This is a genomic window from Paenibacillus sp. Pae15 (assembly GCF_024519685.1).
In the GTDB taxonomy this organism is placed as follows: domain Bacteria; phylum Bacillota; class Bacilli; order Paenibacillales; family NBRC-103111; genus Paenibacillus_G; species Paenibacillus_G naphthalenovorans.
This window is the reverse complement of record NZ_JALJRM010000014.1, coordinates 20,432-34,209: the sequence shown is the minus strand read 5'-3', so window position 1 is coordinate 34,209 and position 13,778 is coordinate 20,432. Positions and strand designations below refer to the sequence as shown.

General features: G+C 49.9%; 12 protein-coding genes. 6 read left to right on the top strand and 6 right to left on the bottom strand.

What is annotated here, in order from left to right; all coding sequences use genetic code 11:
• Positions 1 to 23 precede the first annotated feature (23 nt).
• Positions 24 to 899, top strand: a complete 876-nt coding sequence (locus NR121_RS13380) for an SMP-30/gluconolactonase/LRE family protein (protein WP_054819502.1) — start codon at positions 24 to 26, stop codon at positions 897 to 899.
• Between the two features lie 67 nt (positions 900 to 966).
• On the opposite strand, the gene NR121_RS13375 is transcribed toward NR121_RS13380, so the two are convergent.
• From NR121_RS13375 to NR121_RS13350, 6 genes are all read right to left on the bottom strand, one after another.
• Entirely contained in the window at positions 967 to 2,856 is a 1,890-nt protein-coding gene (locus NR121_RS13375) for a sigma-54-dependent Fis family transcriptional regulator (RefSeq protein ID WP_256831321.1), read from the bottom strand.
• A 197-nt stretch (positions 2,857 to 3,053) separates the two neighbouring features.
• Complete coding sequence (locus NR121_RS13370) at positions 3,054 to 4,109, bottom strand: 2,3-butanediol dehydrogenase (protein ID WP_054819503.1); 1,056 nt, start codon at positions 4,107 to 4,109, stop codon at positions 3,054 to 3,056.
• Positions 4,110 to 4,146: 37 nt separating this feature from the next.
• Entirely contained in the window at positions 4,147 to 5,526 is a 1,380-nt protein-coding gene (gene lpdA, locus NR121_RS13365) for a dihydrolipoyl dehydrogenase (RefSeq protein WP_137670241.1), read from the bottom strand.
• 16 nt (positions 5,527 to 5,542) lie between these two features.
• Positions 5,543 to 6,775: a dihydrolipoamide acetyltransferase family protein gene (locus NR121_RS13360; protein ID WP_137670242.1), complete on the bottom strand. Its 1,233-nt coding sequence runs from the start codon at positions 6,773 to 6,775 to the stop codon at positions 5,543 to 5,545.
• A 26-nt stretch (positions 6,776 to 6,801) separates the two neighbouring features.
• Positions 6,802 to 7,836, bottom strand: coding sequence for an alpha-ketoacid dehydrogenase subunit beta (locus tag NR121_RS13355; protein WP_054819504.1), 1,035 nt, complete (start codon positions 7,834 to 7,836; stop codon positions 6,802 to 6,804).
• A gap of 15 nt (positions 7,837 to 7,851) precedes the next feature.
• Positions 7,852 to 8,847 carry a thiamine pyrophosphate-dependent dehydrogenase E1 component subunit alpha gene (locus NR121_RS13350; RefSeq protein WP_074727568.1) on the bottom strand — a complete coding sequence of 332 codons (996 nt, stop codon included), beginning with the start codon at positions 8,845 to 8,847 and terminating at the stop codon, positions 7,852 to 7,854.
• Positions 8,848 to 9,277: 430 nt separating this feature from the next.
• Between NR121_RS13350 and NR121_RS13345 the strand changes: the two genes are divergently transcribed.
• The 5 genes from NR121_RS13345 (at position 9,278) to NR121_RS13325 (ending at position 13,777) form a co-directional block, all read left to right on the top strand.
• Positions 9,278 to 9,988 carry a TerC family protein gene (locus tag NR121_RS13345; RefSeq protein WP_137670243.1) on the top strand — a complete coding sequence of 237 codons (711 nt, stop codon included), beginning with the start codon at positions 9,278 to 9,280 and terminating at the stop codon, positions 9,986 to 9,988.
• Between the two features lie 303 nt (positions 9,989 to 10,291).
• Positions 10,292 to 11,041 carry an SDR family NAD(P)-dependent oxidoreductase gene (locus NR121_RS13340; RefSeq protein WP_062409088.1) on the top strand — a complete coding sequence of 250 codons (750 nt, stop codon included), beginning with the start codon at positions 10,292 to 10,294 and terminating at the stop codon, positions 11,039 to 11,041.
• Positions 11,042 to 11,063: 22 nt separating this feature from the next.
• Positions 11,064 to 12,353, top strand: coding sequence for a M20/M25/M40 family metallo-hydrolase (locus NR121_RS13335; RefSeq protein ID WP_256831320.1), 1,290 nt, complete (start codon positions 11,064 to 11,066; stop codon positions 12,351 to 12,353).
• 38 nt (positions 12,354 to 12,391) lie between these two features.
• Positions 12,392 to 12,766: a RidA family protein gene (locus tag NR121_RS13330; RefSeq protein WP_256831319.1), complete on the top strand. Its 375-nt coding sequence runs from the start codon at positions 12,392 to 12,394 to the stop codon at positions 12,764 to 12,766.
• Between the two features lie 75 nt (positions 12,767 to 12,841).
• Positions 12,842 to 13,777: a carbohydrate ABC transporter permease gene (locus NR121_RS13325; RefSeq protein ID WP_082660795.1), complete on the top strand. Its 936-nt coding sequence runs from the start codon at positions 12,842 to 12,844 to the stop codon at positions 13,775 to 13,777.
• Position 13,778 lies beyond the last annotated feature (1 nt).

Sequence of the window (13,778 nt, the reverse complement as noted above, 5' to 3'; positions counted from 1 at the left end):
CATTCTGGAGAGGAGAGGATACGATGCATGCAGCAGAACTGGTGCTTGATGTGAAGAATACGCTGGGAGAAGGTCCGGCCTGGGATCATGACAGACAACTTCTGTATTGGGTAGATATCATTGAAGGCAAGATTTGGAGCTTTGATCCGGAAACGAACCAAAGCCGTTTCATTGAAGTAGACCGAATGGTTGGCGCCGCAGTTCCGAAAGCTTCGGGGGGATTCATTGTGGCTGCACAGCATGGCTTCTACAGGCTGAACCCGGCTTCGGACTCATTGATCCCGATCGCCGAGCCGGAAACCGGTCGGCCCAACAACCGCTTCAATGACGGCAAATGTGATGCAAAGGGACGTTTTTGGGCCGGCACGATGGATCATAACCAGGAAGAAATTAGCGGAGCGCTTTATTGTCTGGATCAGAATCTCCAGGTAAGAAAAGTACTTGATGGCGTGGGGATCTCCAATGGCTTGGCCTGGGATAAAGAAAATAAAACGATGTTTTATATTGATTCGGTAACGAAGCAGGTGGCCGCCTTCGATTATGATCTGGAGAGCGGCTCCATTCGTAACAAGCGGACGGTCGTCACCATACCGGAGGGAGAAGGCATACCTGACGGAATGACGATTGACGACGAAGGGATGCTGTGGGTGGCGCAATGGGAAGGCGCTCGAGTTTCGCGTTGGAATCCGGCTACCGGGCAGAGATTGGACTCGATTGCATTGCCTGCTTCCAAGGTCACTTCCGTTGTATTCGGGGGAAAGCATCTGGATGAGCTGTATATTACAACGGCAAGAGTAGGTTTAAGTGAAGAAGAATTGGAGAAGCAGCCGCATGCGGGGGGACTTTTCCGCGTCAAGCTGGGCATCAAAGGCTCGCCGACCTATCGTTTCGAGGGGTAGGCGGGAAGCAAAGCAGCCGCCCCCGTTGTGGAAACGGAGGCGGCTGCGAATCTGTTTTTGGCGCCAATCATATATTAAACTTCCGAAGTCTTTTATAAAAAGTGCTCCGGGGTATACCTAATAATTGAGCGGCCATCGTTACATTGCCTTTCGTTTTTTGTAAAGCTTCCGTCATCTGCTCCTTTTGGATTTGATCACGCAAGCTGCAGGGTGCCGGTTCATTTGCCGGGATATGGGTGTTGTTTTGTTCCAGTGAAGGATTTGAAGATAGAGCTCCGCGGATATTTAATCTGTCCAGAACATGCATTGTTTCCAAAGGGGCGATCCCTTCACCCTGGGATACAATGTGCAAACGTTCAAGCACATTGATCAGTTCCCGTATATTGCCGGGCCAATGGTATTCCAATAGCCGATCGAATAATGCCGGATGCAAGGGGATATTCCATTGATGCTTGCCGCAAAAATATCGGACCAGGTAAGGTATGTCTTCTTTCCTTTCACGCAAAGGCGGGACATCGATCGGATAAACATGGAGACGATAATACAAGTCTTCACGAAATTTCCCATCCTTAACAAGCTGGCCAAGGTCGCGATGCGTAGCTGTAATGATTCTGATATCGACAGGAATCTCTTTGGCGCTTCCAAGAGGAACGACTTTTCGTTCCTGGAGAACGCGCAAAAGCGCAACTTGCATCGAATGGGGAATTTCTCCAATCTCATCGAGAAATAAGGTCCCCTGATTCGCTTGTTCAAATTTCCCCTTATACCCATGGCGCCGTGCGCCTGTAAAAGCTCCTTCCGCATAGCCAAACAATTCGCTTTCCATCAGATCCTTTGGAATCGCTCCGCAATTTACAGCCACAAAGGGTCCGTTTTTCCGAGAACTGTTCTCATGGATGGTTCGGGCAATGACTTCTTTTCCAGTTCCTGTTTCTCCTGAAATATAAACACTGGTGTCGGAGGGGGCCACCCGTTTCATTTCGTCCAGTGTGCGTTGAAAAGCTTGGCTTATACCTTTTTCTCCTTTAAATTCAAAGGGGGTAGAGGGAACCTGAGAGATGAAACACAGGGGGGCCGGCTTTATTTTCGCCTCTATGAAATGGACGGCACTTCCGATGATTCCGTTATGAACATTGGAATAGAAGGGGATCTCCATTTGAAGCGCGTATCCATATTCCATGAAGTCATGAGGTTTTGACCCTATCCATCCCGGCATGTTATGACGAATCGGTTTGCTGGCGCATACCACGACTTGCTTATTGTTGCAAATGACGACAGGCCGATCCGTTTCAATGATATCCATGGAACGCTGGATGAGCTCCATCTCATCCTTATGATGGCGTATACTGATTTCACGTTCAATCGAATAAGCAACGGAAGTCACCATCCCGAGCATATAAGGATGGGCACGGTCGACCGGACACGAAACATCGAGGATGCCGATGAGCTTTCCGTCATCGTGGCGAATGGGAGCGGCAGAACAACTCCAGCGATGGGAAGCCACCGAATAGTGTTCCGTACCCGTTACCATGATGGGTTCTTCCGTCGATAAAGCTGTACCGATGGCATTCGTGCCGACTTCGCCCTCCGTCCATCGAACTCCTTCGACAAAATTCATTTTGGATGCGGCCATTTGAACATCTTTATTGCCCGAAATGGATAGAACATAACCTTCCGGATCAATCAATAATGCGATCATGCCCAAATCATTCGCAAAGGAATTCATTCGCTGCAGATGAGGCAGAGCGATATCCTGAAGCAGTGCATTTTTGGCCATTTGGCAGCGAAGCAGATCATTGTTTAAAATCGATCTGCCCTTATCCAGATGAGGATTCACATGCGCGTTCCTGGAACGGTACCAAGATTCAACGATCCTTTGATTGAGGCGCGATGAATCAAGCACACCTTCCCGAACGAAGCGATTCCAAATATCAAGGTTGAATGCGCTTTCAAACATTTTACCCGCTCCTCTGAAATTATGTCGCAGCATATAACTTCAAAGTTTACGTAGGCATGGTTGGTATTCTCCTATTATAACCTTAAAATGGTTTCGCTTACAACGCCGGAATTACAAATTTATCCTCTGTCTGCGCCCGACAACGATTCGCCTCCCGGAAGGAAGCCTCAGGCAGGCGAATCGCTGTCAGGCATTCACTAAACCAATGATGGTGAAACCAGAATTTTGATGTGCTCCTTACTTCGGATCAGTTCTTCAAATCCTTTTTGCGTTAAATCATTGAGGGAGATCTTCCTTGTAATCAATTGATCGACCTGTAATCTTCCTTCCGATATGAGGTCGATGACAGCCGGGAAAATATTGCGGTAAGCCAGCACGCCTTTGATCTCCCGTTCCTTTAGTACGAGGTTGTTTGGAAAAATGGACGCCTGCTTTTCCCAAATGCTAACAATGATGATTTGACCGTCGGTTTTAGCGCAATCTATGGCATCATTCAAGCAGCGGTCAACCCCTGTGACCTCAAAACAAATATCGGCACCGCCGTTGGTGAGCCGGTGAACGGCCTGGATCGCATTTTCTTTTAACGGATGGATGATATGATGGGCTCCCAGGGCCTTGGCCATCTGTTGGCGTTCTTCTGAAACCTCTACAGCAATAATACGGCTGGCTCCTGCCGTGCGGGCCGCTTGGATCACCAGAAGTCCGATGGGACCCGCCCCATAAACAACACAGCTGTCGCCGGCTTTTAATTTGCTTGTGCGGATGGCATGCAGGGCAACGGCAGCCGGTTCGACCAGGGCTCCCTGCTCATAAGACATAGGATCGGGCAGCCGGTGAACCATGCTCTCTTTCACCATGGTAAATTCCGAAAAGCCGCCTCCGCCTCCGCTTAAACCATGAAACCCTAATGTGTCGCAAACGTTGTATAATCCTTTTTGACAAGGAATGCAGGAGCCGCAAGCCAATATCGGTTCAACCGTGACACGGTCCCCAACCTTGACCCTGGTTACCCCTTGGCCGACTTCAACGACTTCGCCGGCAAATTCATGGCCCAAAATAACAGGAGCCTGTTGATGGGTAAGGGCATGCGGTTGATCGGGGATAAAGATGGGGCCCGCCATATATTCGTGTAAATCCGTGCCGCATATGCCGCACCACGCCACCTTGATGTTAACCATTCCCGGTTGAACGACCGGGGCAGGAATTTCATCGATACGTACATCACGGATACCGTACCAAAAAGCAGCTTTCATTTGAACCCCGCCCTTGCAATGAATTTGTCGAAGGCATTCAAGCATGTAAAGCTGGGCCGATGGCGCTGAGCAGAGCCTCGTGAACGGCTTCGGATAATGTCGGATGGGCGGCAATCCAATGCTCCATGACATCCGCAGTCAATTCCGCGTGCAGCATGACCGCGCCTTGCCCGATCAGTTCCGTGGCCCGGGGTCCCACGATAGACATGCCGATAATTTCGTTAAATTCAGGCTCGACCAGCACTTTGACCTTGCCGACAGGCTCATTTAGAATGAGCGCCTTTCCATTCGCAGTGAAAGGGAATTCCCCGATTCGAATATCTCCGTATTGCTGTCTTGCCTGATTTTCGGTCATTCCTACGCCGGCAATTTCAGGCGCTGTATAAATGCAGCGGGGAACCGCCCGATAATTCACTTTTGCATCGCCTCCGCAAGCATGCATCGCAGCTACGGTCCCTTCATGAAATGCGACGTGAGCGAGCTGAATGCCGCCGATGACATCCCCGCATGCATAGATATGAGGAATGTTGGTTTGCATATGTTCATTGACCTTGATGCCCTGCTTGGAAAATTCAACCAGGGTATTTTCCAGGCCCAGCCCTGAAGTCCGAGGCCTTCTTCCAATGGAGACCAGCACATAATCGGCGCTTAGCTCATAGACGCCGCTGCTGTTTTCGAGCCTGGCCTTTTTGTCATGGGAATCCAAATGATGCAGGACCGTTGAAGTATGGATCGTCACACCCGAGTTTTCCAATTGCTGCCGCAGGATAGCGGCAATATCCGCATCTTCGCCCGGAATAAGCTGATCCGCCATCTCAACCATCGTTACTTTGGTGCCCATCCGGCTGTAAATGCTTGCAAATTCGCAGCCGATAACGCCGCCGCCGACAATGAGCAGGGAAGAGGGGATTGCAGGGAGAGCCATGGCTTGGCCGCTATGAACCACCCATTCGCCGTCAAATGGCGCAAACGGCAGGCTAACGGGCTCTGAGCCGGCGGCAATAATGATTTTATCCGCTTCAACGAATACTTGTTTGCCTTCCTGCTCTACACATAAACGGCGATCCGTTTCAAAGCTTGCTTTTCCTTTGAGGACCTTGATTTTATTTTTTTTCATCAAATATCCGATCCCCATGACAAGCTTTTTTACAATATCGTTTTTGTAGCCTTGAACACCGTCCCAATCGATTTCCGCTTCATGGGAGGGGAGGCGTACGCCAAACTGTGCGGCATGTTTGATTTTTTCGGCCGTTTCCGCGCTCTCTAACAAAGACTTTGTCGGCATGCATCCCTCGTTTAAACAAGTGCCTCCCAAATCCTTTTGCTCGATAAGGGTGACTTCTTTACCCTGCCTGGCGGCGACGATCGCCGCCACATATCCTGCAGGTCCCCCTCCAATAACAGCTATTGTTTTCATGAAATTTCCCTTCTTTCTACAGAACCAAACGCAAAGGATTTTCTAAAAAGCTCTTAAGCGTTCGAAGAAACTCAGCAGCCGGCGCCCCATCCAATACCCGATGGTCGAAGGTAAGGCTGAGCGGGAGGAGACTTCTGCGCTGCAAAGCTTCACCCAGGTAGACAGGCGTATCCTGAACGGCTCCAATCCCGAGGATTCCGGCTTCAGGCGGGTTCAATACAGGAGTGAAATGCTCGATGCCGTAAGCGCCGAGATTCGTAATGGTAAAGGTTGAACCCTGCATATGCTCGCTGCCTAACTGGCCGTCGCGCGATTGCTGAGCCAAGGATTTGATGAGTCGGGACAAATCTGGCAAAGAGCGTTTTTCGGCATGGCGTATGACAGGGACGACCAGGCCTTTATCCAGGGCGACAGCGATGCCGAGGTGAACGTGGCTGTACGTAAGAATTCGATCGTCGATATAAGCGCTGTTCATTTGTTTGTGCTGCAGCAGAGAAAGGACGGCTGCGCGGGCGATAAAATCGGTTATTGTCAGCTTGACCTCATATTGCTGCCGGATAAATTCGCTGATCTGTTTTTGGAGCGCCAAAAGCTCAGTGACATCGGCTTTTAAGTTGAGCGTGAGTTGGGCGCTATGGCGCAAGCTGTCAAGCATCCGGGTCGCTATGACCTTGCGGATGCCGGTGACCGGCGATTGCACGGTTTGCTCTTCGTCTTCGGATATATCGGGTTCGGACTGCCGGGCCGGTGTGGCGGAGGATTTGTTCGAAATTTCACGTTCGATATCCTCTTTCGTAATCCTTCCCTGCGGGCCGGTTCCTGAAATAGAAGCGATATCCAATCCGGCGGCCTCCGCCATTTTTCGAGCGATAGGGGAGATCCTGATCTCCCCTTTCTTTTGAGATCCGGCGGCCTCCGCTGAAGCGGCCGTTTCTACACTTGCAGCGGGAGAGTTTTGATTTTGGGCTGCGGGTTGGGCCGTAGCTGCAGCAGGTCTGTTCACTTTTTCATCCGGATGGCCGATATAGCCGATGACTGCTCCCGGAGGAACACCCTGCCCTTCGGGTACAACGATCTCCAAAAGAACTCCGTCTGCAGGGCACTCCAGTTCCATCTCGATTTTCTCCGAACTGATATCGGCAATGATTTCTCCTTTGGCAACCGTATCTCCGGCTTGTTTATGCCAAATGGAAACCGTTCCTTCTTTCATTGCCATTCCTAATTTAGGCATTACAATGTCTACAGCCATTGGTTTTCCCACCGATCATGTTGAAATTAGACGCTTTGCAGCGATTTGTCCCCCAAAAGCTCAGCCACAACGGCCAGTACCTTTTGCGGTGTCGGCAAGTAAATATCCTCCAGCGGAGGAGAGAAGGGGACAGGGGTATGGGGTGCCGTAATCCGTTTAATCGGCGCGTCCAGACTATCGAATCCTTTATCCGCGACCAATGCGGCGATATCCGTCGCTATACTGCATCGGGGATTGGCTTCGTCAATGACAATAAGCCGGTTGGTTTTGCTTACCGAGGCCAGTATCGTATCTTCATCAAGCGGGGACAAGCTTCGCGGATCGACGACTTCCGCCTCGATCCCTTTGCCCGCAAGCTGTTCTGCGGCCTTTAATGCCGTGTGCACTTGTTTGCCGATCGCCACAATGGTCAGGTCGGAGCCTGCCCGTTTAATGTCCGCTTGGCCTAACGGAATCGTATAATACCCTTCGGGAACCTCGCCGGTCGCATTATACAGCGTCTTATCCTCAAAAAAGACCACGGGATCGTTATCTTCAATAGCGGCCAGCAGCAGGCCTTTCGCATCGTAAGGGGTAGAGGGAACGACAACCTTAAGCCCCGGAATGCTCGTAAAAAGCGCGTACAGGCTTTGAGAGTGCTGTGCTGCCGCCCGGAAGCCGGCGCCATACGTCGTACGTATCGTGACGGGCACCTGCGTTTTGCCCCCGAACATATAGCGGAATTTAGCGCCTTGATTAAGGACTTGATCCAAACAGCTGCCAATGAAATCATTAAACATGAGCTCGGCGATCGGTCTTAATCCTGTAGCGGCTGCCGTCATCGCGGCTCCGATGAATCCTGCCTCGGTAATGGGCGTATCGAGAACCCGTTCGCGGCCGAATTCCTGGACCAGGCCCTTCGTAACCCCCAATACACCGCCCCAGGCTTCATCATTTTGCAAATGGTCAACGCCGCCTCCGCCCGCCACGTCTTCGCCAAGCAAAATGACATTTTCGTCTTTACGCATGGCAAGCTTCATCGCTTCATTAATTGCCGATGACATACTCAATTTTCTGGCCATCTTGGTATCCCCCTTTTAATAAGATACATAAACATCGGTTAGCAGCTCGGATTCGTCAGGGAAGGGGCTTTGTTCCGAATATTCGATAGCCGCCTCGACCGCTTGATCTATGGATGTTTCGATTTCAGCCAGATCCGCTTCTGTAAACAGCTGCTGATTCAGCAAATAAGCTCTGAATTGCTGAATGGCATCCTTTTCATTTAGATGCTCTTTTTTCTCCTCTTCTTTTTTATATTTTTGGGCATCTCCTTCAAAGTGTCCGTAGTTGCGGTAGGTGACACATTCAATTAGTGTCGGGCCCTCGCCTCTGCGCGCTCTTTGTACGGCTTCCTCCGCAGCTTGATAGACGGCAAGCACGTCCTTTCCGTCGACCCGGATGCCCGGAATGTTGTAAGCGATTGCACGTTCGGCGATCGTTTTGCAGCTAGAGGCCATATGAAACGGGGTTGCTTCCCCATAGCCGTTATTTTCCGCTATGAACACAACAGGCAGCTTCCAAATGGAGGCCAAATTGATTCCCTCATGAAAGGTTCCCTGATTATTCGCGCCGTCGCCGAAAAAGCATACGCTTACCGCATTGGTTTTCTTATATTTGGCGGTTAATGCAGAACCGCATGCCAGCGGATATCCGCCGCCTACGATCCCGTTTGCGCCCAGCATGCCTTTATTAAAGTCGGCGATGTGCATGGACCCGCCTTTTCCTTTGCAGAGCCCGGTTGCTTTTCCGAACAGTTCGGCCATCATGCCATCCAAATCGCAGCCTTTGGCAATACAATGGCCATGTCCGCGGTGTGTGCTGGTAATACTGTCCTTATCGTCAAGGTGTGCGCACACGCCAACAGCGACCGCTTCCTCACCGGCATACAAATGAACGAATCCGGGCAGCTTTCCCTGGGCAAACAACTCATGAACCTTATCCTCGAACTTACGAATTTCCAGCATTTTTTGAAAGATCCAGCCGGCTTTTTCTCTGCTTAACGTGATCTTCTTGTCCTGCACAACGTCTACCATACGTTCAACCTCCTCTTGAATTTGAAATGACATGGCCTGCAGTTTGTGAATAAGCGGCAGCGGCAATCCGTTTCGCCGCCTTCACACCAAATAACTAAGCAAAAACTGTGCCAAACCAAATCTCCCGCAGCAATGGCCGTTTTGTGCCCATGTCCCATAAAAAGTAGACAAAATGAGAATGGAGTCTCGTTTTGTCTACTTTTGTTCCCGATTTTACCGGTATAGAACTGGCATGGATGCATATTGTGCCATGAAGGAAATTTTTTTCTTTTGAAAAAGGAGAAAATATAGTATTGTGTAATATATATGCTACACATATTGACTTCTGGGAGGATTGCAATGAAAAAATGCATCACAGGCTTGTAGATCTTGAATGTAAGCCCTTACGGTAATGATTCTATTCTTCATTTATAAAAGGAGCGACAGGTGGATGGAAGGGGCATTTCTGGTTGGACTGCTGAAGATTATTTTGATTAATATTGTATTAAGTGGTGATAATGCGGTTGTAATCGCTTTAGCGTGCCGTAATTTGCCTCAGAACCAGCAGAAAAAGGCCGTAGTTTGGGGGAGTTTTGGCGCCATCGCATTAAGAGTCATTTTGACGTTCGTCGCCGTTTGGCTTCTGCAAATTCCTTTTGTACAAGTAGCCGGCGGATTGCTGCTGTTGTACATTGCCGTTAAGCTGTTAAAAGGCGGGGAAGATGAAGAACACTTGAAGTCCGGATCTACGATAACCGAGGCGATTAAAACCATTATCATTGCCGATTTTGTCATGAGCTTGGACAATGTGCTTGCAGTAGCCGGAGCAGCCGGCGGGAATCTTGTTCTGATCGGCCTGGGTCTGGCGATCAGTATACCTCTGATTATTTGGGGCAGCCAATTGCTCATGCGCCTCATGAACCGGTTCCCCATCATTGTGTGGCTGGGTGCCGGACTGCTTGGATATACAGCGGGAGAAATGGTATTAAGCGACAAGGCCGTGGGAAGTTATTTGGAATCGGTGTTCCCGGCGGGCCACTATGTGCTTCCGATCGGACTGGCTGTGCTTGTTATCGTTCTTGGAAAATTGGCTTCAAAGAAAAAAGGGAAAGAAAGCAGCGACGCCGTCATCGCCGAAGATGTTCATTCCACAGTGTCATAAATCATCCGGCATGGACGGCCGGATAGAGATTTGACTCCAAGGTATCGTGTCGGAACAATCATGCATATGGAAAACACCAAAAAGCTTAGTGAAGAAGCTGAAACTTCTTTACTAAGCTTTTTAGGCATTGCCGCATTGATGTGCCGCACCATGCCCCGGAAAACAAAATATATTTAACCTCATTAAACAACAGAATATTTAAAAAATTTAGAAAATTGTTATTGAATTATTAGCGTGTGTGAAGTACTATTTAGTTAGAAAAGAACATTAACTAACTAACATAAGGCTAAAGGAGTTGATGGTGTGAAATTACAGAACAAAACGGCCATTGTAACAGGGGCCGGCCGGGGGATCGGAAAGGCTATCGCCAAGAAGTTTCTTCAGGAAGGCGCACAGGTGGTCATTTGCGATCTGGGAGAAACAAGATTACATAACGCGGCCAAAGAATTGAGTGAATATGGAACTGTGCACCGTATTACGGTTGACGTGACGAAGCGGGAGCAGGTTTTGGAGCTGGTGAAATTTACGAAAACGACATTCGGATCCATTGATATTCTGGCCAATAATGCGGGAATTGCCCGTTTCGAACCGTTCTTGGACATCACGGATCAAAATTGGCAGGATACACTGAATGTGAATTTGACAGGTGTCTTTCTGTGCTCCCAATTGGTTGCACACGAAATGAAACAACAACATGCAGGGGTCATCGTGAACATGGCTTCGACGAATGGAATATTGGGCGAAAAAGGTCTTGCTCATTATAATGCAACGAAAGCAGGGGTTATCCTGCTTGGCAAATCGATGGCGATCGAGCTTGCGCCGTTTAACATTCGGGTCAATTCGGTCTGCCCGGGATTCATACTGACCGAATTGGCGCTGGAAGGCGGCATGTCCAAGGAGGAAGTCCAAAACTACACTTCCAAAATTCCCTTGAACCGTTACGGCAAGGTGGAGGATGTCGCCAACGCATTTGCTTTTCTCGCTTCAGAGGAAGCGTCATTTATAACAGGAACGGAATTGGTCGTAGACGGCGGACAGATCTGTCAAGAATAAGCGAATGGGAAGGGGGCTATTCATGCTCGCTAACATCAGCCGGTGGGTAGATGAACATCGCCAGTATATTTTGGATTTTAACAGGTCCCTGGTTTCGATCCCGAGCGAAAATCATTATCCTGTGGGCGACGAAAAACAGATTCAGGAATTTATCTATCATTTTTTAAGCACGTTGAATTGTGACATGGATATGTTTCTGCCGACCGATGTCCCGGGCCTGACGGAACATCAAGCCTATCTGGGCAATCGGAAGTATGAGAACCGTCCTAATGTTGTGGCAAGAAAGCGGGGAAAGGGCGGCGGAAGGTCGCTGATCTTCACCGGGCATGTAGATACGGTACCCAGAGGAGAAGACCCCTGGTCGGTCGATCCCTTCTCCGGAACAGTAAAAGACGGCAAGCAGTACGGGTTGGGCCTGTTCGACATGAAGGGCGGGATGGCGGCGGCTATGATGGCTCTCCAGCTGCTCGAAGATCTGAAGATTGCCTTAAAGGGAGACGTCATCATCGAGACCGTCGTCGATGAAGAGTATGGAGGCGCAAACGCCACGCTGGCCTGCGTGTTAAAAGGCTACGAAGCGGACTTGGCCATCGTGCCGGAACCGTCCAATCTCGCCATTTGCCCGGCCAATCAGGGCGGCAGTATGTTCCGAATCACCTTCCGGGGGCGTCCGGGCCGTTCCTTCAGCGGAGAGCCTTTGATCAATCCCGTCTTTGCCGCAGCAAGATTCCTTAAGATCTTCCATCAGTTTGAAACCGATCACCGCAGAAAGAGATCCCAATCCCGTTGGTTCGTGAATGACCACGGCCTGCCCGCGTACGTACAAAGCGTGAAAGCGGGTCCCGTTAACTCGCCTCTAAGCGACAGGGTGCCAAGCCACTGTACGATCGATGTATGGATTCAGTGTTATCCGGAGACAACGGAAGAGGAGCTGCGCCGCGACTTCGAAAATTATTACAGGGAAAAGGCTGCCCATGATGACATTCTCCGCGATATGCCGCCTGTCATTGAGAAATTGATCCGTTTTCTGCCGGGGACAGGCATTCCTGAGGATCATCCTTCTTTAGAGGTGCTGTCCAAGGTGGCCCAAACCGTATATCCCGGCGGTCTTCCCGTACAAGGAGCGCCCTTTGCCTGCGACTCCTTCGTATTTAATCTTTACAGCCGGACACCGGCGGTCATCTGGGGACCCAAAGGCGGAAATGCCCATGCTCCCGATGAGTATATCGAGGTGGAGGACTTTTTCCTGCTGGTGAAGCTGTATGCGCTGGCCATGACGGAATGGTGCGGAGTTGACGGCAGTACGGAATGACCAACCGATGACCATTGATAAAAAGGGAGGAATAGACAATGAAAAAACAACTGCTGACCCGTCTGGCGCCGGCTCCTGCGGGTCCTTACTCGCAAGGGATCCAATTCGGCAATACGATCTATACGGCGGGACAAGGACCGATCGATGCCGAAACGGGAACGGTTCAAGGTGATACGATCGAAGAACAAACGGCTAAAACGCTGGATAACCTCAAGTACATATTGGAGCAAGCCGGCGCTACGTTTGACGATGTGGTGAAAGTGACGGTCCATCTAAGCGACCTGGGGGATTTTCAGGCCTTTAACGAAGTGTATAAACGCTACTTTAAGGAGCCTTATCCTGTTCGTACAACCGTAGGCAGCCAACTGCTGGGCATCAAAGTGGAAATCGACGCCGTGGCCATTCTCAAATAAAATCTGATGCATCCGGGCAAATCGTTATACCGTTGGAATAGTGGATACAAAGGTCATATGGAATTGGGGTGAGCCATGGAAATTGAAAAAGGTACGGTCGGATCAGGAATAAAGAAGAAAGAACAAAAAATTCGCCGCAGCAGCCGGATCATCGGGAAAACAACGCCGTATCTCTGGCTGCTTCCGAGTATCAGCCTCATCGTATTCATTACCGTTTTCCCGATTTACGAGCTATTTTCCGCTTCCGTGTCCCAAATCAGCTTATCCGGAGTGAAGAAAGGATATATCGGATTTCGCAATTTCTCCAACGTCCTGAGCGACGCCGTATTTTTGACGGTTTTAAAAAACACGCTGATCTGGACGGTTAGCGTAGTCGGCATCAGCACCGTGCTGTCACTGGGAATCGCACAGCTGCTGAACAGGGATTTTCCCGGGCGGCGATGGGTGCGTGCCGCCCTGATTATCCCATGGGCGGTATCCTTGATTATTACCTCCGTGATTTGGAAATGGATTCTCGATTACAACTACGGTGCCTTGAATTTGATTCTGCTTAAGCTCAACCTGATTAATGAAAATATCTTCTGGCTGGCTTCGCCGTCGACTTCTTTTCCTGCGATGATCGGAGTGGGGATATTCGTGACGATTCCTTTTACGAGCTTTGTGCTCCTCTCCGGCCTGCAGTCGATCTCCGCCGAATTGTACGAATCCGCCAGTGTGGACGGCGCAAACGCCTGGAGCCAGTTTTATCATGTCACCCTGCCGCTTTTAAGACAGCCTCTGACCATCAGTACGGTGCTCAACACCATCTATGTTTTCAATTCGTTCCCTATCATCTGGTCGATGACCAAAGGGGATCCTGTCCATCAGACGGATACCATCATTACCTATCTGTACAAGCTGGCCTTTGCCGCTCATAAGATGGGTGAAGCCGCCGCCGTATCCGTGATCAGTTTTCTTCTTCTATTGTTGTTTTCCATTATTTACACGACCATTGCCTTGAGGAGGGAATAGC

Coding starts and splice junctions, on each gene's coding strand:
- lpdA (WP_137670241.1), bottom strand. CDS start 5,526: ATGAAAACAATAGCTGTTATTGGAGGGGGACCTGCAGGATATGTGGCG.
- NR121_RS13325 (WP_082660795.1), top strand. CDS start 12,842: ATGGAAATTGAAAAAGGTACGGTCGGATCAGGAATAAAGAAGAAAGAA.
- NR121_RS13370 (WP_054819503.1), bottom strand. CDS start 4,109: ATGAAAGCTGCTTTTTGGTACGGTATCCGTGATGTACGTATCGATGAA.
- NR121_RS13380 (WP_054819502.1), top strand. CDS start 24: ATGCATGCAGCAGAACTGGTGCTTGATGTGAAGAATACGCTGGGAGAA.
- NR121_RS13360 (WP_137670242.1), bottom strand. CDS start 6,775: ATGGCTGTAGACATTGTAATGCCTAAATTAGGAATGGCAATGAAAGAA.
- NR121_RS13345 (WP_137670243.1), top strand. CDS start 9,278: ATGGAAGGGGCATTTCTGGTTGGACTGCTGAAGATTATTTTGATTAAT.
- NR121_RS13375 (WP_256831321.1), bottom strand. CDS start 2,856: ATGTTTGAAAGCGCATTCAACCTTGATATTTGGAATCGCTTCGTTCGG.
- NR121_RS13350 (WP_074727568.1), bottom strand. CDS start 8,847: ATGGTAGACGTTGTGCAGGACAAGAAGATCACGTTAAGCAGAGAAAAA.
- NR121_RS13335 (WP_256831320.1), top strand. CDS start 11,064: ATGCTCGCTAACATCAGCCGGTGGGTAGATGAACATCGCCAGTATATT.
- NR121_RS13330 (WP_256831319.1), top strand. CDS start 12,392: ATGAAAAAACAACTGCTGACCCGTCTGGCGCCGGCTCCTGCGGGTCCT.
- NR121_RS13355 (WP_054819504.1), bottom strand. CDS start 7,836: ATGGCCAGAAAATTGAGTATGTCATCGGCAATTAATGAAGCGATGAAG.